This window comes from Aeromonas sp. R1-2 (assembly GCF_040908505.1).
GTDB classification, from domain to species: Bacteria; Pseudomonadota; Gammaproteobacteria; order Enterobacterales; family Aeromonadaceae; genus Aeromonas; species Aeromonas veronii.
Genome location: NZ_JBFODU010000037.1, coordinates 65,050 through 86,653, shown reverse-complemented (window position 1 = coordinate 86,653; position 21,604 = coordinate 65,050). Strand labels below are relative to the sequence as shown.

19 protein-coding genes are annotated in these 21,604 nt (G+C 58.4%); 5 read left to right on the top strand and 14 right to left on the bottom strand.

Annotated elements, in window-relative coordinates:
* Positions 1 to 25: 25 nt before the first annotated feature.
* The 12 genes from atpG to mioC all read right to left on the bottom strand — a co-directional run bounded on the left by atpG (position 26) and on the right by mioC (position 10,475).
* The gene (atpG, locus tag AB5Y76_RS14595) at positions 26 to 892 is read right to left on the bottom strand and encodes a F0F1 ATP synthase subunit gamma (protein WP_005339343.1); all 867 of its coding nucleotides are present in this window, start codon (positions 890 to 892) and stop codon (positions 26 to 28) included.
* A gap of 43 nt (positions 893 to 935) precedes the next feature.
* Positions 936 to 2,477 carry a F0F1 ATP synthase subunit alpha gene (gene atpA, locus AB5Y76_RS14590; RefSeq protein WP_005339342.1) on the bottom strand — a complete coding sequence of 514 codons (1,542 nt, stop codon included), beginning with the start codon at positions 2,475 to 2,477 and terminating at the stop codon, positions 936 to 938.
* Positions 2,478 to 2,492: 15 nt separating this feature from the next.
* Positions 2,493 to 3,026: a F0F1 ATP synthase subunit delta gene (atpH, locus tag AB5Y76_RS14585; protein WP_005339341.1), complete on the bottom strand. Its 534-nt coding sequence runs from the start codon at positions 3,024 to 3,026 to the stop codon at positions 2,493 to 2,495.
* Between the two features lie 13 nt (positions 3,027 to 3,039).
* Positions 3,040 to 3,510: a F0F1 ATP synthase subunit B gene (gene atpF, locus AB5Y76_RS14580; RefSeq protein WP_005339336.1), complete on the bottom strand. Its 471-nt coding sequence runs from the start codon at positions 3,508 to 3,510 to the stop codon at positions 3,040 to 3,042.
* A gap of 54 nt (positions 3,511 to 3,564) precedes the next feature.
* Positions 3,565 to 3,807, bottom strand: coding sequence for a F0F1 ATP synthase subunit C (gene atpE, locus AB5Y76_RS14575; protein ID WP_005307205.1), 243 nt, complete (start codon positions 3,805 to 3,807; stop codon positions 3,565 to 3,567).
* 58 nt (positions 3,808 to 3,865) lie between these two features.
* The gene (gene atpB, locus AB5Y76_RS14570) at positions 3,866 to 4,648 is read right to left on the bottom strand and encodes a F0F1 ATP synthase subunit A (protein WP_005339335.1); all 783 of its coding nucleotides are present in this window, start codon (positions 4,646 to 4,648) and stop codon (positions 3,866 to 3,868) included.
* Between the two features lie 8 nt (positions 4,649 to 4,656).
* Positions 4,657 to 5,067 (bottom strand): ATP synthase subunit I, encoded by a 411-nt coding sequence (locus AB5Y76_RS14565; protein ID WP_019445506.1) that lies wholly within the window; start codon positions 5,065 to 5,067, stop codon positions 4,657 to 4,659.
* Positions 5,068 to 5,257: 190 nt separating this feature from the next.
* On the bottom strand, positions 5,258 to 6,166 hold the full coding sequence (locus tag AB5Y76_RS14560; protein ID WP_005342343.1) for a ParB/RepB/Spo0J family partition protein: 909 nt from the start codon (positions 6,164 to 6,166) through the stop codon (positions 5,258 to 5,260).
* Positions 6,163 to 6,966, bottom strand: a complete 804-nt coding sequence (locus tag AB5Y76_RS14555; protein ID WP_005357226.1) for a ParA family protein — start codon at positions 6,964 to 6,966, stop codon at positions 6,163 to 6,165. Before AB5Y76_RS14555 ends, AB5Y76_RS14560 begins: the two co-directional genes overlap by 4 nt.
* A gap of 26 nt (positions 6,967 to 6,992) precedes the next feature.
* Complete coding sequence (gene rsmG, locus AB5Y76_RS14550; protein ID WP_005339331.1) at positions 6,993 to 7,619, bottom strand: 16S rRNA (guanine(527)-N(7))-methyltransferase RsmG; 627 nt, start codon at positions 7,617 to 7,619, stop codon at positions 6,993 to 6,995.
* 8 nt (positions 7,620 to 7,627) lie between these two features.
* Positions 7,628 to 9,517 carry a tRNA uridine-5-carboxymethylaminomethyl(34) synthesis enzyme MnmG gene (gene mnmG / locus AB5Y76_RS14545; protein WP_263718283.1) on the bottom strand — a complete coding sequence of 630 codons (1,890 nt, stop codon included), beginning with the start codon at positions 9,515 to 9,517 and terminating at the stop codon, positions 7,628 to 7,630.
* A gap of 508 nt (positions 9,518 to 10,025) precedes the next feature.
* On the bottom strand, positions 10,026 to 10,475 hold the full coding sequence (mioC, locus tag AB5Y76_RS14540; protein ID WP_033138545.1) for an FMN-binding protein MioC: 450 nt from the start codon (positions 10,473 to 10,475) through the stop codon (positions 10,026 to 10,028).
* A 395-nt stretch (positions 10,476 to 10,870) separates the two neighbouring features.
* On the opposite strand from mioC, the gene AB5Y76_RS14535 reads away from it, so the two are divergent.
* From AB5Y76_RS14535 to fhuB, 5 genes are all read left to right on the top strand, one after another.
* Complete coding sequence (locus AB5Y76_RS14535) at positions 10,871 to 12,994, top strand: TonB-dependent siderophore receptor (protein ID WP_263718282.1); 2,124 nt, start codon at positions 10,871 to 10,873, stop codon at positions 12,992 to 12,994.
* A gap of 79 nt (positions 12,995 to 13,073) precedes the next feature.
* Positions 13,074 to 14,720 (top strand): multidrug ABC transporter permease/ATP-binding protein, encoded by a 1,647-nt coding sequence (locus tag AB5Y76_RS14530; RefSeq protein WP_263718281.1) that lies wholly within the window; start codon positions 13,074 to 13,076, stop codon positions 14,718 to 14,720.
* Between the two features lie 46 nt (positions 14,721 to 14,766).
* On the top strand, positions 14,767 to 15,531 hold the full coding sequence (locus AB5Y76_RS14525) for an ATP-binding cassette domain-containing protein (protein WP_263718280.1): 765 nt from the start codon (positions 14,767 to 14,769) through the stop codon (positions 15,529 to 15,531).
* 33 nt (positions 15,532 to 15,564) lie between these two features.
* Positions 15,565 to 16,449 carry an ABC transporter substrate-binding protein gene (locus AB5Y76_RS14520; RefSeq protein WP_263718298.1) on the top strand — a complete coding sequence of 295 codons (885 nt, stop codon included), beginning with the start codon at positions 15,565 to 15,567 and terminating at the stop codon, positions 16,447 to 16,449.
* Positions 16,446 to 18,428, top strand: coding sequence for a Fe(3+)-hydroxamate ABC transporter permease FhuB (gene fhuB / locus AB5Y76_RS14515; RefSeq protein ID WP_263718279.1), 1,983 nt, complete (start codon positions 16,446 to 16,448; stop codon positions 18,426 to 18,428). Before AB5Y76_RS14520 ends, fhuB begins: the two co-directional genes overlap by 4 nt.
* A gap of 68 nt (positions 18,429 to 18,496) precedes the next feature.
* Here the strand turns inward: fhuB and mnmE are convergent, their stop codons facing one another.
* Positions 18,497 to 19,858 carry a tRNA uridine-5-carboxymethylaminomethyl(34) synthesis GTPase MnmE gene (gene mnmE / locus AB5Y76_RS14510; protein ID WP_042054350.1) on the bottom strand — a complete coding sequence of 454 codons (1,362 nt, stop codon included), beginning with the start codon at positions 19,856 to 19,858 and terminating at the stop codon, positions 18,497 to 18,499.
* A gap of 99 nt (positions 19,859 to 19,957) precedes the next feature.
* Positions 19,958 to 21,604: a membrane protein insertase YidC gene (gene yidC, locus AB5Y76_RS14505; protein ID WP_088868083.1), complete on the bottom strand. Its 1,647-nt coding sequence runs from the start codon at positions 21,602 to 21,604 to the stop codon at positions 19,958 to 19,960.

Below are 21,604 nucleotides of genomic sequence, written 5' to 3'. Positions count from 1 at the left end.
CTCTAAACCTTTGATAACCCTTGCCTTACACCGCAGCAGCACCGGATACGATCTCTGTCAGCTCCTGGGTAATACTGGCCTGACGGGCCTTGTTGTATACCAGTTGCAGATCGTTAATCAGGTTACCGGCGTTGTCAGTCGCGGCTTGCATGGCAACCATTCGGGCTGCCTGTTCACTTGCCAAGTTTTCCACTACACCCTGGTAAACCTGAGATTCGACATAGCGAACCAGCAGGGTATCCAGCAGCTTCTTGGGATCCGGCTCATAGAGGTAATCCCAGTGGTGTTTCTTGGCGAGCTTGCTGTCTTCAGTTACGGGCAAAGGCAGCAGTTGATCGACCCGTGGTTGCTGCACCATGGTGTTGACGAACTTGTTGTACACCAGATACAGCTTGTCAATCTCACCGTTGTCGTAAGCCTTCAGCATGACCTTGACTGAACCAATCAGGTCATTGACGCTCGGACTATCGCCCAGTCCTGCGACATGAGCTTTAACCTTGGCGCCGTGCCGTTCAAAGAAGTTGGAGGCCTTGTTACCGATCAGTGCCAGGTCAACCTTGGCACCTTTCGCGCTCCATTGCTTCATATCATTGAGGGCAGCCTTGAACAGGTTGATGTTCAGACCACCACACAGGCCACGGTCGGTGGAGACGACGATGTAACCCACTCGCTTGACCTCACGTTCGATGAGGTAGGGGTGCTTGTATTCCAAGTTCCCCTGAGCGATATGGCCGATCACCTTGCGCATGGTTTCAGCGTACGGACGGCTGGCAGACATGCGTTCCTGCGCACGGCGCATTTTGCTTGCTGCCACCATTTCCATAGCGCCGGTGATCTTCTGAGTGTTTTTCACACTCCCGATCTTGTTACGTATCTCTTTTGCGCCGGCCATCTCTTACTCTCCATCAAGTGGCAGCTCACGCTGCCACACACGCTTACCAGGTCTGGGTTGCTTTGAAGCTATCCAGCAACGCAGTCAGCTTGCCAACGATCGCGTCGTTGTAGTCGGCTTTGGCATTGATTTCTGCCATCAGCTCGGCATGCTGGGTATTGGCGTAAGAGAGCAGAGCGGCTTCGAAGTCGACGATTTTGTTCAGCTCGACATCGGAGAGATAGCCTTTCTCGGCAGCGAACAGCACCAGAGACTGGTGAGCCACGCTCAGCGGAGAATACTGCTTCTGCTTCATCAGCTCGGTCACTTTCACACCGTGATCCAGCTGCTTGCGAGTCGCTTCGTCCAGATCGGAAGAGAACTGGGCGAATGCCGCCAGTTCGCGATACTGGGCCAGCGCGGTACGGATACCACCGGACAGCTTCTTGACGATCTTGGTCTGAGCAGCACCACCGACACGGGATACAGAGATACCCGGGTCAACCGCCGGACGAATACCGGAGTTGAACAGCTGTGAAGTCAGGAAGATCTGACCATCGGTGATGGAGATTACGTTGGTCGGAACGAACGCAGATACGTCACCCGCCTGGGTTTCGATGATTGGCAGTGCGGTCAAAGAACCGGTTTTGCCTTTCACTTCACCCTTGGTGAACTTCTCTACGTACTCGGCGTTAACGCGAGCAGCACGCTCCAGCAGACGGGAGTGCAGATAGAAAACGTCACCCGGGTAAGCTTCACGTCCTGGCGGACGGCGCAGCAGCAGGGAGATCTGGCGATAAGCTACGGCCTGCTTGGACAGGTCATCATAGATGATCAGCGCGTCTTCACCGCGGTCACGGAAGTACTCACCCATGGAGCAACCGGCATACGGAGCCAGGTACTGCAGAGCAGCCGCTTCGGAGGCAGAGGCAACCACCACGATGGTGTTGGCCAGGGCGCCGTGCTCTTCCAGCTTGCGCACCACGTTGGCGATGGTGGAGGCCTTCTGGCCAATCGCAACGTAGACACACTTAATGCCGGAATCTTTCTGGTTGATGATGGTGTCGATCGCGATGGCGGTCTTACCAACCTGACGGTCACCGATGATCAGCTCACGCTGGCCACGACCGATTGGGATCATGGCATCGATGGCTTTCAGACCGGTCTGGACCGGCTGGTCAACAGACTTACGCTCGATAACGCCCGGTGCGATCACTTCGATCGGCGAGAAGCCGTCGTTGTCGATCGGACCTTTACCGTCGATCGGCTGACCCAGGGTGTTCAACACCCGGCCCAACAGACCACGACCTACCGGCACTTCCAGAATACGGCCAGTACCTTTTACTTTCATTCCTTCTGACAGACCGTCATAGGAACCCATAATCACCGCACCGACGGAGTCACGCTCCAGGTTCAATGCCAGAGCGTAGCGGTTGCCCGGCAGCTCGATCATCTCACCCTGCATGGCATCAGCCAGGCCGTGAATACGAATGATACCGTCGCTCACAGAGACGATAGTACCTTCGTTACGCGCTTCGCTCTTTACATCAAACTGCGCAATGCGCTGCTTGATCAGCTCGGCGATTTCAGTGGAATTCAGTTGCATGCTCTAATACCCCAATCAAGATTGCAGCGCGTCAGCCATGCGATCCAGCTTACCGCGGACTGTGCCGTCGATTACCAGATCACCGGCCTTGATGAGCACCCCGGCCATCAAGGACGCATCGATGCTGCAATTCAGCTTCACTTTGCGCGCGAGACGTTGTTCCAGAGAAGCCTGAATATTGGCTTTCTGCTGGTCGGTCAGTTCGATCGCCGAAATCACGTCAGCCTGAACCTCTTTATCCAGTTCAGCTTTGAACGCTACAAATTCAGCAACGACCGCCGGCAGCACACCCAAGCGACCATTCTCGGCCATCACCCTGATCAGGTTCTGGCCATGCACGTCGAGTTGCTCACCGCAGACACCGACAAACAGCGTTGCCAGCTCTTCGGCGGCCACAGAGCCGTTTACCAGGTTGTGCATGGTCTCGTTTTCCACTACTTGCGCAGCGAAACCGAGCATACCCAGCCACTGGTCAACCGCCTTGTGCTCAACGGCAAACTCGAAAGCAGCCTTGGCGTAGGGGCGAGCGATTGTAGTCAGTTCAGACATAGCCCCGTTCCCGTTACAGTTCTGCTACCAGTTTGTCGACGATGTCGCTGTTGGCAGCCTGGTCGATTTGACGCGCCAGGATCTTCTCTGCACCAGCAATGGCAAGAGCAGCAACCTGCTTACGCAGTTCTTCTTTGGCACGATGACGTTCAGCTTCGATCTCGGCACGGCCCTGAGCCAGGATTTTTTCCCGCTCAGACTGGGCACCAGCGGCAGCTTCATCAATGATCTGGGCTTTACGTTTGTTAGCCTGCTCAATGATTTCAGCAGCCTGCAGCTTGGCTTCTTTCAGCTGATCGGTGGCGTTGGCCTTGGCCAAATCCAGATCTTTCTTGGCACGTTCGGCAGAAGAGAGACCGTCAGCAATAGCTTTCTGACGGGCTTCGATGGCAGCAATCAGCGGCGGCCATACGTACTTCATGCAAAACACTACGAAGAAGAAAAAAGCAATTGCTTGGCCGAGGAGGGTGGCATTGATATTCACAGCCGATGTCCTCTTAAGTTAGTTAATGGGTTATGCCTGGAGAGTCGTAACGACTTAGCCAGCAACCGCAAACATCACGTACAGACCCAGACCAACGGCGATCATCGGGATCGCATCCACCAGACCCATTACGATGAAGAACTGGGTACGCAGAACAGGGATCAGATCCGGTTGACGAGCAGCACCTTCCAGGAACTTGCCACCCAGGATACCGATACCGATGGAAGCGCCGATAGCAGCCAGACCCATCATCATTGCAGCAGCGATGTACAGCAGGTCCATGTTCAAGTTTTCCATGAGAATCTCCAGTTATTTAGATGTAATTGATTGTATAAAAAGGATTATTTGAGTTGCATCAACCATGGTCTTCCTGCGCCATCGACAGATAGACGATGGTCAGAACCATGAAAATGAATGCCTGCAAAGTGATGATCAGGATGTGGAAAATTGCCCAAGGCACGGACAGGATCCACTGTGACCACCAGGGTAACAAACCAGCAATCAGGATAAAGATCAGTTCGCCAGCATACATGTTGCCGAACAGTCGAAGACCCAGAGAAACAGGTTTGGAAATCAGCGTAACAGTTTCCAGGATGAGGTTAACCGGGATGGCCGCCGGGTGGTTGAAAGGCTGAAGCGTCAGCTCCTTCACAAACCCGCCGATACCCTTGACCTTGATGCTGTAATACAGGATCAAGAAGAACACGCCCAAAGCCATGGACATGGTGATGTTAACGTCAGCAGAGGGAACCACACGCAGATAGGGAATACCCATCAATTGTGCAGCGTGAGGGATAAAGTCAACGGGGATCAGATCCATGAAGTTCATCAGGAAGATCCACACAAACACCGTCAGCCCCAAAGGTGCGATGACCTTGTTGCGACCGTGAAAGATGTCTTTGACGTTACCATTCACAAACTCGACCAGCATCTCCACAAAGCACTGCAGCTTACCCGGCACCCCGCTGGTAGCGTTAACGGCTACTTTGCGGAACAGCAGGATAAACAGGGCGCCTAGCACGACGGAAAATACCATTGAGTCGATATTGACCGTCCAGAACCCGGACCCGACTTGAAGGTGGGTCAGGTGGTGGGAGATATATCCCTGAGGAGTCAGGACTTCTCCGGTTGCAGACATGAGTTTTCCTAATAGTGGTTGTTAAGCGTGAATGAAACCATCCACTGTACAACGAGGGCGAGGATATAAGTGGCGAAAAACGAGACGGTAACGACCTCGACTCCCGCACCAAACATCAGGGCGAATAGACCTGTTGTAGAAATGAGCTTAATCCCTGCCCCACCATAAAAGTCCCGCAAAACCAGGCCCACACTCTCGGTTGTCACCTTGCGGCGCAGCACCCAGACAGTAAACAAGGCTTGAGGAACCCAGTACATCCCCCCTCCGTAGAGAGCGGAATAACCGGCGCTGGCACCAGTCAGGTAAAACCAGACGGCACTCATCGCCAGGATCAGGATGAGCTGACAAACGAGCATAACCAAGGCCAGTGTCAAACCTTCCAAGGCTATTTTCTGCTTCACCAACCTACCCCTGAACATTACAGAACTGTAAAAAATCGGGATCCGAAGACCCCATGTTAACAGCTCTTAAAGCCGGTCAAATTATACCCTTGAGGGCAGCTATTGCAATATGACAAAAATCCTTAATTTTTGCGGCTTTCCGCGGCAAATCAGGGTTATGGTCATATCAAAAGGAATGGATGTTTTATTACTACAAAAAGCGTAAAAATCACGATTCCGACACGCCAAAATAGCCCAATATACGGTCCAAATCGGACAAATTCTCGTAACTTATTACTAACTTCCCGCTATCCCGCTTGCCAGGCTGAAGTTGCACCTGATTGCCAATTTTTTCTGCCAGTTGGCGCTCCAGGTAGCCGATCTGCGGATCACGGGCCGGTTCGACCCTGGCTTTTGCCGGTTCGAGCGCTTTTTGCACCAGCTTCTCGGTATCGCGTACGGTCAGCCCTTTCTGGGCAACCAGCTTGGCCAGTTCAGACTGGGCCTGGCCGCTCAGTGCCAGCAGGGCACGGGCATGGCCCATGTCGAGGTCGCCATGCTCGACGAAACGCTTCACGTCGTCGTTGAGCTGGTTGAGACGCAACAGGTTGGTCACCGTGGTGCGGGACTTGCCCACCGCCTCGGCCACCTGCTGGTGGGTGAGTTCGAATTCGGTCAGCAGTCTTTGTAGAGCGACCGCCTCTTCGATGGCATTGAGGTCTTCCCGCTGAATGTTCTCAATCAGCGCGATGGCGACGGCAGCCTCGTCGGGTACATCCTTGACGATGCAGGGCACCACCTCGAGCCGCGCCAGCTGGGACGCGCGCCAGCGCCGCTCACCGGCGATGATTTCGAAGGATTGTTCGCCGAGAGGGCGTACCACGATGGGCTGGATCACCCCCTGGGCGCGGATGGAGTTGGCAAGTTCTTCCAGTGCATCCTGGGACATATCCTTGCGGGGCTGGTACTTGCCGGACTGCAACCACTCCACCGGCAGCTTGCGCAGCTCGCCCTGATTGGTGGGTGCCATGGCCTCTTCAGTACGTTGATCGCTCATCACCTGTTTCTGGCGGGCAGCAGTGCTGGTACTGAGCAGGGCATCCAGCCCCTTGCCCAGTCCACGTTTTTTCGGAGTCATATGCTCTCTCGGTCTGCGATGGTCGCCTGACGTTCCTGCTCCTGGCGGCGCAGGATCTCGCCAGCCAGTGCCAGGTAGGCCTTGGCGCCCACCGATGATTTGTCATAGTGCATGGCCGGGGCACCGAAACTCGGGGCCTCAGCCAATCTAACGTTGCGGGGAATGATGGTGCGGTAGACTTTGTCGCCAAAGTGCTGTTTTAGCTGATCGGACACATCATTGGCCAGCCGGTTGCGATGATCGAACATGGTGCGCAGCACCCCTTCGATCTTGAGCTCCGGATTGACCACGGCGGCCAGCTTGCTGATGGTGTCGACCAGGGCGGTGAGCCCCTCCAGCGCGTAATATTCGCACTGCATGGGCACCAGCACGGAGTCGGCGGCGGCCATGGCGTTCACGGTCAGCATGTTGAGAGAGGGCGGGCAGTCGATGAAGACGTAGTCGTATTTGTCCCGCACCGAGGCCAGCGCATTGCGCAGGCGGATTTCGCGGGCGAAAAATTCCATCAAACGGATTTCGGCCGCGGTCACGTCGGCGTTGGCGGCAATCAGGTGATAGCCCCCGGTGGTTTCGGGGATGATCACTTCGCTGATGGGGGCATCCTCGATCAGCAGCTCATAGGCGGTGCGCTCGACGTCATACTTGTCGACACCGCTGCCCATGGTGGCATTGCCCTGCGGATCCAGATCGATCACCAGCACCTTGCGCCGGGTGGCGGCCATGGAGGCGGCCAGATTCACACAGGTGGTGGTTTTACCCACTCCACCCTTCTGGTTGGCTATGGCGATGACTTTTCCCACACGATCCCCTAAATGAAACTGCGACCCTATTCGGGCTGGATATGTTTGAATTCCAGCAGATGACGTTCGCCTTCCAGCTCCGGCACCCGCAACTCATGACAGGCTACCAGACGGATATTGGCAGGCAACTGGGCCAGCTCCTGCTCGGGATATTGTCCCTTGAGCGCCAGGAAGCAGCCCTGTTCTGACGGCAGGTGGTGACACCAGCTCAGCATGTCCTCCAGCGAGGCAAATGCCCGACTCAGTACACCATCAAACCCCACCTCGGGTTGATACTCTTCAACCCGGGATTTGACCGGCGTCACATTGGTCAGACCCAGCTCCTGGATCACCTGACGGATGAAGTTGATCCGCTTGCCCAGACTGTCGAGCAGGACGAACTGCTTGTCCGGATTGATGATCGCCAGCGGCAATCCCGGCAGGCCGGGTCCTGTCCCCACGTCGATGAAGCGCTCACCGTGCAAGTGGGGGCTTACCACCAGGCTATCGAGGATATGCTTGACCAGCATGGCGTCCGGATCTCGCACCGAGGTGAGATTGTAAGCCTTGTTCCACTTGTGCAGCAACTCGACCAACTGCACCAGTTGGCTCTTTTGGGTATCGGTGATAACAATTTCGGCCTGCTTGAGCAGGCCGTTCAATCTTTCCAGCATGGGATTCCTCAGGCGGTTTTACGCAGCAGGCCGTGTTTTTTCAGGTGAACCAGCAGGATGGAAATGGCCGCCGGGGTGATGCCGGAGATGCGGGAAGCCTGACCAATGGTCTGCGGCTTGGCATCGTTCAGCTTGGCTTTCACCTCGTTGGAGAGGCCGTTCACCTCGCGATAGTCCAGATCCAGCGGCAGCAGGGTGTTTTCGTTGCGCAGCTGCTTTTCCACTTCATCGTGCTGACGCTCGATGTAACCGGCGTATTTGATCTGGATCTCAACCTGTTCGGCCGCGGCAGAATCGGTCACGGAGGGGCCAACCCCTTCGATGGCCATCAGCGCATCATAGGTCACCTCTGGGCGACGCAGCAGCTCTTCCAGACTCTGTTCGCGGGTCAGCGGGGTGTTGACCAGGGCGTTGACTGCCTCCAGTGACGGATGTTGCGGGTGGATCCAGGTTGAACGCATGCGCTGACGCTCCAGCTCGACCTGTTCCATCTTGGCGTTGAATTTGCTCCAGCGCTCGTCATCCACCAGACCCAGTTCGCGACCAATGGCAGTCAGGCGGATATCGGCGTTGTCTTCCCGCAGCAGCAGACGATATTCGGCGCGGCTGGTGAACATGCGGTAAGGCTCGCGGGTCCCCAGGGTGGAGAGATCATCCATCATAACGCCCATGTAGGCCTGATCCCGACGCGGGTTCCAGGGATCCTTGTCCTGAGCACGCAGGGCCGCGTTCAGGCCGGCCATCAGGCCTTGTGCCGCCGCCTCTTCGTAACCGGTCGTGCCGTTGATCTGGCCGGCGAAGAACAGGTTTGGAATGCACTTGCTCTCCATGTTGGCCTTGAGATCCCGCGGATCGAAGAAATCATATTCGATGGCATAGCCGGGGCGGGTGATGTGGGCGTTCTCGAAGCCGCGCACAGAACGGACGATCTGCACCTGCACGTCAAACGGCAGGCTGGTGGAGATCCCGTTCGGATAGAGTTCGTGGGTGGTCAGGCCTTCCGGCTCGACGAAGATCTGGTGCGCCGTCTTGTCGGCGAAACGGGTGATCTTGTCTTCGATCGACGGGCAGTAGCGTGGGCCGATCCCCTCGATCACCCCGGCGTACATGGGGCTGCGATCCAGGTTATTGCGGATCACCTCGTGGGTACGCTCGTTGGTGTGGGTGACGTAGCAGGGCACCTGACGGGGATGCTGGCCGGCATTGCCGATGAAAGAGAATACCGGACGCGGATCGTCACCGTGCTGCTCCTGCATTACGGAGAAATCGACACTGCGGGCATCGATGCGCGGCGGGGTGCCCGTCTTGAGACGATCGATGCGCAGCGGCAATTCACGCAGGCGCTGGGCCAAGGCGATCGAGGGAGGATCCCCGGCACGGCCGCCCTTGTAGTTTTCCATCCCGATGTGGATCAAACCGTTCAGGAAGGTACCGACCGTCAGCACCACTGTCTTGCCACTGATGCGGATCCCGCTCTGGGTGACCACACCGGCAACACGATCCCCGTCCATGATCAGATCGTCACAGGCCTGCTGGAAGATCTTCAGGTTCGGGTAGTTCTCCAGCATCTGGCGAACGACGGCCTTGTAGAGCAGGCGATCAGCCTGGGCACGAGTGGCTCGCACTGCCGGGCCCTTGGATGAGTTGAGGGTGCGGAACTGGATCCCGCCAAGATCAATGGCACGCGCCATGATCCCGCCGAGTGCGTCAACTTCCCTGACCAGGTGTCCCTTGCCGATCCCGCCGATCGCCGGATTACAGGACATGTGTCCCAGCGTATCGATATTGTGGGTCAGCAACAGGGTGTTCATGCCCATACGGGCTGCCGCTGTTGCTGCTTCGGTTCCGGCATGACCGCCACCGACGACGATCACATCAAATTGTTCATGGTATTGCATTGGGATCACCTTGATCTGCACGCCTGAAGATCTTTATTTGCCTGGGCTAAAGGGCGGAACATTCTATCTGTTTCGCGTCCTGAGGGGAACGTCTACTTAACGTTCAGTATGAAGGGAGGATCCACTAATTAGATCTTAAGGATCTTTAGATCGATCTTTTACTGGATCTCTTATTAGGATCCGCCCTTTCTGTTGATAAGCACTTTTTGATCATAAAGATCATTAATTTAAGGACGATCCTAGCTTGTGGAAAAGCTTGGCTCCTGGCCTGGTGAACGAGGGGATAACCAGGACTTTTATACACAGAGGTCTGTCGGTCTGGATCTAATACATGGATAACTATAGGTTTTGCAGAGCTTTACACCGTAGTTATGCACATTACCCCTGGGCGTTGTGGGTAACCTTGTAGAACAACTCCCCCGGATCAATCTGTTAATAACATGGTGGATAGTCGATCTGGGGATAAGTGGGGAGATCAAGCTTTTTTTCAGGATCTCCCGCACGCTGATCAGGCGATCATCGTCATCCAGTCGCGGATCCACACTTCTGCGGCATCTTCGGGGATCTCGTGTTGGGTCACATCGATGTCGAGTCGCTCGCCAATCCGGCTGGCTCCGCACTCGGCCAGCAGGCGATCCAGCGTCTTGCCGCCCTGGCAAAAGGTGTCATAACTGCTGTCGCCAAGGGCGATCACGCCATATTTCAATGAATTAAGATCCGGATGCTGCTCGGCAAGATCCTTGGCGAAGGGTTGCAGGTTGTCGGGCACATCCCCGGCACCATGGGTGGAAGTGACCACCAGCAGGATGGATCCCGCATCATCCAGCACCTCTGCCAGCTTGGCCGGGTTGTGGATCCGGGTCTGGTGGCCAGCCTGTTCCAGCAGGTTGGCGACGTGGTCTGCGACATATTCGGCGGCGCCCAGCATGGAGCCGACGACGAGATTGAGTTTGGCCATGGAATGGATCCTGATTTCAGACAAAGAAACGGAAAGCCGGATTCTACCGCCAAAGGGTGTGGATAAATATGGATAAAGCTTGGGGATAATGGATCCAGTCAGATAATGTCACCGGATCCATCCTGCCGATCTTTTTTCTGCTTCTTTATATTCCTCTCCATTTTCTTCTCCGCTAATGGCTCTCCTGATGACGCCCATCCCCGCGAAATCCTGCCAACGATGCAGCTAGATAACAATGTAGATGCAAATGATTAGCAATTATTGAATCGATTCGATCACGGCTCCTGTAGTAGGATTGCGCTGCTTTATTCGCCCATGGAACAGGGTAATGTCGTGACAAACGACCACAAATAACAATTAAAACAACATAACTCATTGATAAACGAGACTTTAATATGATTGCGCAAAAATACACTACAGGACCCGGCAAGAAGGGCGCCTTCGGCGTGCTTTCGCTCTCCGGTTTGCTCGTCTCCCTGCCGCTTATGGCCGAACAAACCACCGCTGAGCTGCCCAAAGCCAGCGAAACCATGGTGGTGACCGGTACGGCCATGAAGGTGGAAGTGCCGATGGCCGAGACCCCTCGCGCCGTCTCAGTGGTTAATCGCGAGGAGCTGGATCAGCACGCCGTGTTGCAGCTGGATGAGGCGCTTCGCTATCGTTCCGGCGTATTGACCGGCCTCTATGGTTCCGACAACAACACCGACTGGTTCAAGGTGCGTGGCTTCGATGCTGCTTCCTATCTCGATGGAAGCATCCTGTTTGGCTCTGGTTACTATCTTTGGACGCCGGAACCGTTCGGCCTGGAGAGTCTGGAAGTGCTGAAGGGGCCCGCTTCAATGCTCTACGGCGTAGCGCCTCCGGGCGGGGTGATCAATGCCATCAGCAAGCGACCGACCACCACGCCGCAAGGGCTGGTGGATCTGCAGCTTGGCAGCCGGGATCATCGTCAGGTCGGGGTGGACGTCTCTGATGCGCTCTCCGACAACAGCCGCTACCGCATGGTTGCTCTCTATAAAGAGCGTGATGGGGTGCTTACCGGTACTTACAACGATCGGGTTTATCTGGCGCCGAGCGTCGCCTTCGATCTTTCGGATCGTACCAGCCTGACCCTGCTGGCCAGTTTCCTGCACGACGAAGGAGTCCCGACCAACGGCTTCTTCCCGGTCTATGGCACCCTGAATACGTCAGGTGGCCAGATTGATCCCTCCACCAACCTGAGCCAGCCGGATTACGATCGCAACCGCAATACCCAGCTCTCCACCGGTTATGAGTTGGCCCACCAGCTCAACCAGAGCTGGGAGTTCAAGCAGAAGGTTCGGTTCAACTATAACGATCTGCTGCTGCGCCAGACCTATATCTATCCTTGGGCTGCCTGGCCCGCGACTCCCGATGAAAATATGCCGGTTCGTGGCCGTGGCATGATCTATCGGGATGGCAATACCAAGAGTGCCACTATGGATAATCAGATGGTGGGCTACTGGAACACCGACAGCACCGAGCAGACCCTGCTGCTTGGGGTGGATCTGCAGCGTCATGTCAACAAGGGGATGGAAGCGGATTCATGGATGGGGACCATAGATACCCAGAATCCGGATTACAGCGGCTTCCCTGGATTTGATGAGTCAACGGCCACTTATCAGAAAACAACCATGGCCCAAGAGGGGATTTATGCCCAGCATCAGATCCGTTGGGACGATCGCTGGTTGCTGACAGGAGGTGGTCGCTTTGACTATGTCGAGACCCATAACATCAGCAAAACATATGATAGAGATGAAAAGCAGTACGATCATGCGCTATCCCTTTCCGGCAGCTTGATGTATCTGGCCGACAACGGCATCTCGCCATATCTTGCTTATTCTGAGTCGTTCTTGATGTTGCCCGGGATCGATCCGAATACCAAAACTTCATATAAATCCCGTGAGGGAAAATTGTATGAAGCAGGCGTCAAATATGCGCCTGCCTTCCTCGACGGTTACATCAATCTGGCGCTGTTCGATCTGGAGCAAAGTAACGCTCTGGTTTCCAGTGGCTCAGGCCAGCAGACCCAAGCTGGCGAGATGACCTCTCAGGGGGTTGAGCTGGAAGGGAGCGTGCAGGTGACAGATGCGCTGCGTCTGACCGCTGCTTATACCTACACCGATGCCAAAACCAACGACACCGGCAGTGGCGATCGCCGTGCCAGCCTGATCCCGCGCCACCAGGCCTCATTCTGGGGTAACTACAAGGTGCTGCAAGGGGTGGCTTCGGGTCTGGAGCTGGGGACCGGTGTGCGTTATATCGGTTCCAGCGTGGGTATTGGCGCCGTGAATGCGGACTACACCCCCATCTACGGCTCTGCCGAGGTGCCGGCCCATACCGTCTGGGATGCGATGATCGGGTATGACTTTGCCAAGAACTGGCGCGCCCAGCTCAACGTCAACAACCTGCTGGGTGAAACCTACGTGGCCAGTTGTGACTACTACTGCTACTACGGCGAGCCGCGCAGCGTAGTGGGCAGCATCAACTACCGCTGGTAATCGAAGTCGGGCGGGAACCGGATTCCCGCCCTTCTTTTCACCCGCAGTTGTTCTGATCTCTCTGGAATACCGGTCCGTTATGGAACTTTTGTCTCTGGTTTATCGTCAATATCGTTGGCCTTTTATCGCCATTACCCTGCTCAGTCTGCTCAGTGCCGTCAGCGGGATTGGCGTCATTGCTTTTATTAATCAGTCTCTTATCGAATCTATAGGTGATCCGCTGCCGATCCTCGGTCAGCTGGTCGGCCTGATTGTGCTGCTGCTGGTGATCACACTCGGATCTCAGCTGGCCCTGACCACCCTCGGTCACCATTTTGTCTACCGGTTGCGCGGCCGTCTGCTCAAGCAACTGCTGGATACCGATGTCGCCCGCATCCGCCAGATTGGTCAGGGGCCGCTGCTGGCTTCCCTCTTCAGCGATATCGGCCAAATCACCATCGCCTTCGTGCGCCTGCCTGAGCTGGTGCAGGGGCTGGTGCTCACGCTGGGTTCTGCCCTCTATCTCGGCTGGCTCTCTCCGGCCCTGCTCGGGGTGACCGCGCTCTGGGTCACCGTCACCATGGTGGTGGGCTGGTTGCTGGTGAACCGTGTTTATCGCCATCTCTCCCACATGCGTCAGGCCGAAGATCGGCTCTATCAGAACTATCAGGCCATCATTGCCGGCAGCAAGGAGCTGGCGCTCAACCGCGAGCGGGCTCACTTCGTTTACCACCAGCTCTATGAGCAGAATGCCCGTGACTACCGCCAGCAGATCATCCGCGCCGACACCTATCACCTGAGCGCGGTGAACTGGTCGAATATCATGATGCTGGGGGCTATCGGTCTGGTCTTCTTTCTGGCCAACGGCCTTGGCTGGGCCAACACCAATGTGGCCGCCACCTTCGCCCTGACTTTGCTGTTCCTGCGTACCCCGCTGTTGCAGGGGATTGGCGCCCTGCCGACCCTGCTTGCCGCTCAGGTGGCGTTCGACAAGATCGCCGCCCTCAATCTGGCCGAGCCGGATGCGGACTTCCCGCTGCCGCCCGCCATCCGTCCCTGGCAGCGTATCGAGCTGGAGCAGGTGAGTTTTCACTATCAGGGGGAGGGCGGTTTTGCCGTTGGCCCCATCGATCTGGTCATCGAAAAGGGGGAGCAGATCTTCATCATCGGTGGCAATGGCTCCGGCAAGTCGACCCTGGCCATGCTGCTGACCGGCCTCTATCAACCGGTATCGGGCCGGATCCTGCTGGATGGTGAGCCGATCACCGATCGCAATGGCTATCTGGCGCTCTTCTCCGCCATCTTTACCGACTATCACCTGTTCCAGCACCTGCTGGGGCCGGAACCCAAGGATGAGCTGGTGGCCGAGTGGCTGGAGCGGTTGCAGATGGGCAGCAAGCTCACCATCGAGGATGGCTTTATCGCCGATATCGATCTCTCCCAAGGGCAGCGCAAGCGGGTCGCCCTGCTGCTGGCGCTGGCCGAGCAGCGCGAGGTGATGCTGTTTGATGAGTGGGCCGCGGATCAGGATCCCCAGTTCCGCCGCATCTTCTATCAGGTGCTGCTGCCTCGCCTCAAGGAGATGGGCAAGACGGTAATTGCTATCAGTCACGATGATCACTATTTCCCGCTGGCCGATCGCCTGCTGGAGATGCGGCAGGGAAAACTCACCGAACTGACCGGCGCGCGCCGTGCCGCAGTGAGCCGCGATGCGATCGCCCATCTGGATTGCGAGGTGCCGGTTTGATACCAGCACCGATGAGACTGGCGGCAAGCCAGCACAGGAATTGCTTATGTTCGAGATGAAATCAGCCAGCTTCACGGTCAATGACCGCACGCTGCTGCACCCCACCGACCTGCGTTTCGAGCAGGGACAGGTCTACGGCCTCATCGGCCACAATGGGTCGGGCAAATCGACCCTGCTCAAGCTACTGGCACGCCAGCAACCCCTCAGCGACGGCGAGATCCTGTTCGATGGCAAGCCGCTGCCCGACTGGGGCAATCGGGAGTTTGCCCGTCAGGTGGCCTATCTGCCCCAGCATCTGCCGAGCGCCGAGAATCTGCTCGGGCGGGAGCTGGTGGAGATGGGCCGCTACCCCTGGCGTGGCCTGCTGGGCCGGATGGGGGCGGAGGATCACCGTCAGGTCGATCGGGCCATCGCCCTTACCCATACCGAACGCTTTGCCGATCGGCTGGTGGATACCCTCTCCGGCGGTGAGCGGGGGCGGGTCTGGCTGGCGATGCTGCTGGCCCAGGAGAGCCGCTTCATCCTGCTGGACGAGCCGCTGGCCGCGCTGGACGTGGCCCATCAGGTGGAGGTGCTGACGCTCGTCAAGCAGTTGAGCCGTCAGCTCAACCTCGGGGTCATCATCGTCATTCACGACATCAATATGGCCTCCCGTTTCTGCGATCGGCTGGTGGCACTCCACTCCGGCCGCCTGCTCACCCACGGCGAACCTGAGGGGATCATGATCAGCGAGACCCTGCACGCCATCTATGGCATCCCGATGGAGGTCATTCGCCACCCGGCCCATGCTCATCCCATCGCCATCGTCTGACCGGGGGCATCCTTGAACCTTTTATTGAAGAAGATGGCTCCCTGCCTTATCAGCCTGTTGTTACCACTTGTGGCGCAGGCCGACACATCCCCGATCGCCTCTGCACCGCTACCCCGTATCGCCACCGTCGACTGGACCATAGCCGAGACCCTGCTGGCGCTCGGGGTGACGCCGCTGGCCGTTGGGGATGCAGGCCCCTATCAGGCATGGGTCGGCGAGCCACGGCTACCTGCCGGAGTGGTGGATATCGGCCTGCGCACCCAGCCCAACCGTGAGCTGCTGGCGGAGCTCAAACCCGACCGCATCCTCATCTCGCCGCTGGCGGCCCCGCTGGCGCCAACTCTTTCCCGCATCGCGCCGGTGAGCACCATCGCCCTCTATGATGGGCAAACCGATTTGTGGCAGCGGCTGCACGAGATGACCCTGACCCTCGCCCGTATGGTGGGCAAAACCGCCGAGGGCGAACGGCTGCTGGCCGGGCTGGGTCGGGATCTCGCCAGCATGCAGGCCAGATTGCCTGCGGATCTGCCGCCCCTGCTGGTGGTGCAGTTTATCGATGAGCGCCATGTGCGGGTGTTTGGTCGCCACAGCCTGTTCGATGCGGTGATGACGCGGCTTGGGCTGCGTAATGGCTGGCAGGAGCAGACCAATGACTGGGGTTTCTCGGTGGTCAGCATCGAGCAGTTTATGACCTTGCCAACCGCGCGGCTGGTGGTGGTCGATCCCATCCCGGTCGGAGTGGATGAACGGCTGCAGGAGCCTGGGCTGTGGCAGCATCTGCCGCTGGTACGCCAAGCCCCCGTGCTGCATCTGCCTGCGGTCTGGAGTTTTGGCGGCGTATTGGCCGCCCGCCGTTTCGCCGATCTGCTCAGCGATGCATTGCTGCAAGATGTCGAGCGTATGGAGGCTAGCCGATGAAGCGACTGCTCACATCGCCGCTGCTGCGGCCGGTCTTGATCCTGCTGGGGTTGACCCTCTTGCTCGCGTATTGGGAGCTGGCTCGCCAGCTGCCCGGTGCGCTCTGGTGGCAGAGCCTCTTCGCCCCCAATCTGGATGATGTCAGCCAAGCGGTGGTGCATTTCAGCTGGCTACCCCGCTTGGCTGTCACCCTGCTGGCCGGGGCGGCACTCGGGCTGGCGGGCACCCTGATGCAGCAGGTGCTGCGCAACCCGCTCACGTCACCGACCACCTTGGGGGTGGCCTCCGGTGCCCAACTGGCGTTGATGATGGTGACCCTGTTTGCCCCCTCCTGGTTGCTGCTGGGGCGGGAGTGGATCGCCATGGCCGGCGGCAGCCTTGCGATGGCACTGGTGTTTGCCCTGGCCTGGCGTCGCCAGCTCAATCCGGTGGTCATCGTCTTTGCCGGGCTGGTGATCAACCTCTATCTGGCGGCCATCAGCATGGGGCTCTTGCTGTTCTTTCAGGAGGAGCTGAAAGGCTTGCTGGTGTGGGGCAGTGGCTCGCTAGTGCAGAACAGCTGGAGCGGGGTGAGTTATCTGTTGCCCCGCCTGCTGGCAGCCGCTTTGCTGGCCGCAGTACTGGTGCGCCCGCTGGCGGTGCTGGAGCTGGATGATGCCAGCGCCCGCAGTCTGGGGGTCTCCCTCCAACACTTGCGACTGGCGGGGCTTGGCTTGGCGGTATTTGTCACCGCTTGCGTGGTGAGCGTGGTTGGGCTAATCGGCTTTATCGGATTGGCAGCGCCCGCCATGGTGCGGCTGCTCGGGATCCGCCAGCTTGGCCAGCGGCTGCTGTGGGCACCGATCCTCGGCGCCCTGCTGCTGGCGGCGACCGATCTGTTGCTGCAGAGTCTGAGTCGCTTCTGGCCGGTGCTGATCCCCACCGGCGCCATGACCGCTCTACTGGGGGCGCCGCTGCTGCTCTGGCTGATCCCGCGCCTTGGCATCAAGTCGGGTGCGCCTAAGGCAAACGCCGGCCTGCTGGTGGCTCGCCATCCGGCTCCGGCTCGCCTTATTGGCCTGTTGCTGGTCGGGCTGCTGCTGGCCGTGGTCGCCTCCCTGCTGTTGGGTCAGGGAGTGACGGGCTGGAGCTGGCCAAGCTGGCTCCGCTGGCAGGCCCAGCTGGAGTGGCGGTTGCCGCGCACTCTGGCGGCGGGGGCGGCTGGTGTGCTGCTGGCGCTGGCGGGCACCCTGTTGCAGCGGGTCAGCAACAATCCTATGGCGAGCCCGGAGCTGCTGGGGGTGAGCGGCGGCACCTTTATGGGGGTGATAGCGACGGCGCTGTTGCTGCCTGCATTGCCCCTGCCGCTGATGCTGGTCGGTGGCCTGCTCGGTGCCTTCGGCTGCCTGTTGCTGCTGGTGCTGGTCAATCGCAAGCACGGCTTCCAGCCGGAGCGGATCCTGCTCTCAGGTATTGCCATCACGGCACTGTTCGAGCCGCTGCAGGCCATTGCGCTGGCCAACGGTGACCTGCGGGTGCAGCAACTGCTCTCCTGGATGTCCGGCTCCACCTACTACGTCACCCTGCCGGTAGCCTATGGGTTGGTGGGGCTGGCGCTGTTAATGCTGGCCGCCTGCCTGTTGGTGAGCCGCTGGCTCGATCTGATGCCGATGGGGAGTGCTGTAGCGACTGCGCTTGGCATTCGCCTCAACCGTGCCCAGCTCGCCATCCTGCTGCTGGTGGCCGTGCTCACTGCCAGCGCCACCCTGGTGGTCGGGCCGCTCTCATTCGTCGGTCTTCTGGCGCCACACATGGCCAAGCTGATGGGGTTGGTGCGGGCACGCTGGCACCTGCTTGGGGCCGCCGCTTCCGGCGCCCTGTTGATGGTGTCGGCGGACTGGGTCGGCCAGCAGATCCTCTTCCCGCAGGAGGTGCCGGTCGGGCTGGTCTCCACCTTGTTAGGGGGCGCTTACTTCATGTGGTGTCTGCGCCGCCTCTAGGTTTGCGGATAAAAAACATACAAAAAGCCCGGGATGAACCCGGGCTTTTTATTGTTTGCCGAACCGGCTTACTTGCCGATGCAGAAGCTGGAGAAGATACGGCCCAGCAGATCGTCGGAGCTGAATTCACCGGTGATCTCGGAGAGGGACTCCTGCGCCAGGCGCAACTCTTCGGCCACCAGCTCGCCAGCTACGAACACTTCCAGCTGCTCTTTGGCAACCAGCAGCCGCTCGGCAGCGCGCTCCAGCGCATCCAGATGGCGGCGGCGGGCCATAAAGCCCCCTTCGGTGTTGCCCTGGAAGCCCATGCAGGCTTTCAAGTGCTCGCGCAGGGCAGGCAGTCCCAGCTCGGTCTTGGCGGAGATGCGGTAGACGGCGTGGCCCAGCTCCTGACTCGGTGCCAGATCCTCGCCGGTCAGGTCGGCCTTGTTGCGAATCACGGTGAGGCCGATGTTTTTTGGCAACCGATCAACAAATTCCGGCCAGATCTCCCGCGGGTCGACCGCGTCCGTGGTGGTGCCATCCACCATAAACAGCACCCGATCGGCCTGTTCGATCTCGGCCCAAGCTCGTTCGATACCGATCTGCTCCACCTTGTCCTGAGTGTCGCGCAGACCGGCGGTGTCGATGATGTGCAGCGGCATGCCATCGAGATGGATGTGTTCGCGCAGCACGTCGCGGGTGGTACCGGCAATCTCGGTGACGATGGCCGACTCGCGGCCCGCGAGGGCATTGAGCAGGCTCGATTTGCCGGCGTTGGGACGACCGGCGATCACCACCTTCATCCCTTCCCGCAGCAGGGCGCCCTGTTTGGCTTCCCCGCGCACGTCGTCCAGCTCGGACATGATGGCGTAGAGGTCGCCCGCCACCTTGCCGTCAGAGAGGAAGTCGATCTCCTCGTCCGGGAAGTCGATGGCAGCTTCCACATAGATGCGAAGCCGGATCAGGCTCTCCACCAGTTGCTGGATTTTGCTGGAGAACTGCCCCTGCAGGGAGTGCATGGCGCTGCGGGCGGCCTGTTCGCTGGAGGCTTCGATAAGGTCGGCAATCGCCTCGGCTTGGGCCAGATCCAGCTTGTCGTTGATGAAGGCGCGCTCGCTGAACTCGCCGGGGCGGGCAGGGCGGATGCCGTCGATTTTCAGAATGCGGCGGATCAGCATGTCCATGATGACGGGGCCGCCGTGGCCCTGCAGCTCCAGCACATCCTCGCCGGTGAAGCTGTTGGGGGCTTTGAACAGCAGGGCGATGCCCTGATCCAGTACCTGGCCTTGCTCATCCTTGAACGGCAGATATTCGGCGTAGCGCACCCGCGGGAGCTTGCCGAGCACTATCCCGGCGACCTGTTCGGCGGCGGGGCCGGAGACCCGGACTATGCCGACGCCACCACGGCCTGGCGCGGTGGCCTGGGCCACGATCGTATCTGTTGTCATCTTGCTTGGCTCGTTTGTTCGCTGATAGGAAAACGTAGTGGGAGACATTGTAATAAAAAAGGCGGCCCGAAGGCCGCCTCTTTTGTCATCACGGGAAGATTAGCTGCGTGAATGCAGTCCTTTCTTCTCCAGCTGACGATAGATGATGGTCTGCTGGATGATGGAGATGACGTTGCTCACCAGCCAGTAGAGAGTCAGACCAGCCGGGAACCAGAGGAACATGAAAGTGAAGATGATCGGCATGAATTGCATCACTTTCTGCTGCATCGGGTCGGTTACGGTGGTCGGGCTCATCTTCTGCAGATACCACATGGAGGCACCCATGAGGATTGGCAGCACGAAGAAGGGGTCCTTCACTGACAGGTCGGTGATCCACAGGGCGAACGGCGCGTGGCGCAGCTCAACAGACTCCATCAGTGCCCAGTAAAGGGCGATGAAGATCGGCATCTGAACCAGGATCGGCAGGCAGCCACCCAGCGGGTTGACCTTCTCCTTCTTGTACAGCTCCATCATGCCCTGAGACATCTTCTGGCGGTCATCGCCGAAGCGCTCGCGCAGGGCCGCAATCTTGGGTTGCAGCATGCGCATCTTGGCCATGGAGGTGTACTGGGCCTTGGTCAGCGGGAACATGATGCCGCGTACCAGCAGGGTCAGCATGATGATGGCCAGACCCCAGTTCTGGACGAAACCGTGGAACACGGTCAGCAGCCAGTGCAGCGGTTGGGCGATGAACCACAGCCAGCCGTAGTCGACGGTCAGGTCGAGGTGGTTAGCCACCTTGGCCATCTGGTCTTGCAGCTTGGGGCCAACCCACAGTTTGCTGGTCACTTCGGCCTGTTGACCGGCAGCCACGTCAACCATCGGCGCCTTGTAACCGATGATGGCCTGGCCTTTACCCGGGATCACGCGGCTGTAGAAGCTGTTGGTATCGTCGGCATTCGGAGCCCAGGCAGAGACGAAGTAGTGTTGCAGCATGGCGACCCAACCACCCTTGGTGGTCTTGTTCAGGTCGGCATCCTTCATCTCGTCGAAGGTGTACTTCTTGTAGCGGGTATCTTCAGTGGAGAAGGCACCACCACGGTAAGCGCTGGCTACCATGGCATGACCTTCCTGATCCTTCGGTGTGGCTACGGTCTGCTTCAGCTGACCATAGAACTGCACCTGAACCGGCTCGGCAGATTTGTTGTCGATCTTGTAATCAACGCCAACGGCATAGTCGCCACGCTTGAGGATGAACTCCTTGGTGAAGACCACGCCCTTGCTGTCGGTCCAGGTCATCGGAACGACGACTTGATCCTGACCATCGGCCAGCTGATAGCTGGTCTGGGCGGCTTCATAGGTAGGACGACCTTCGGCCTGACTGTCCGGACCGTTGCGACCCACCAGACCGCTCTGGGCGATATAGAGGTGCTCAGGCTTGCTGGTCAGCAGCACGAACGGTTGGTCCTTGCCCTCTTCCAGTTTGTGAGACAGCAGTTCGGCAGACACGATGTCGCCACCCTGGGTATCCAGGGTCAGCTTGAGCACGTCAGAGGAGACGGTGATCAGCTTGCGTGCGGCAGTCGCATTGGCTTGCTCGGAAACCTGAGGAATATCACCGGTCTGACCGGCTTCAGGTACGAAATGTTCGGTTTGGGCCACGGTAGTCGGGGCCGGCTTCGGAGCCTTGTCGGACTCCCACTGTTGCCAGAGCAGAAAGCTCACGAACAGCAAACCGATCAGGAGTAGATTGCGTTGTGATTCCAT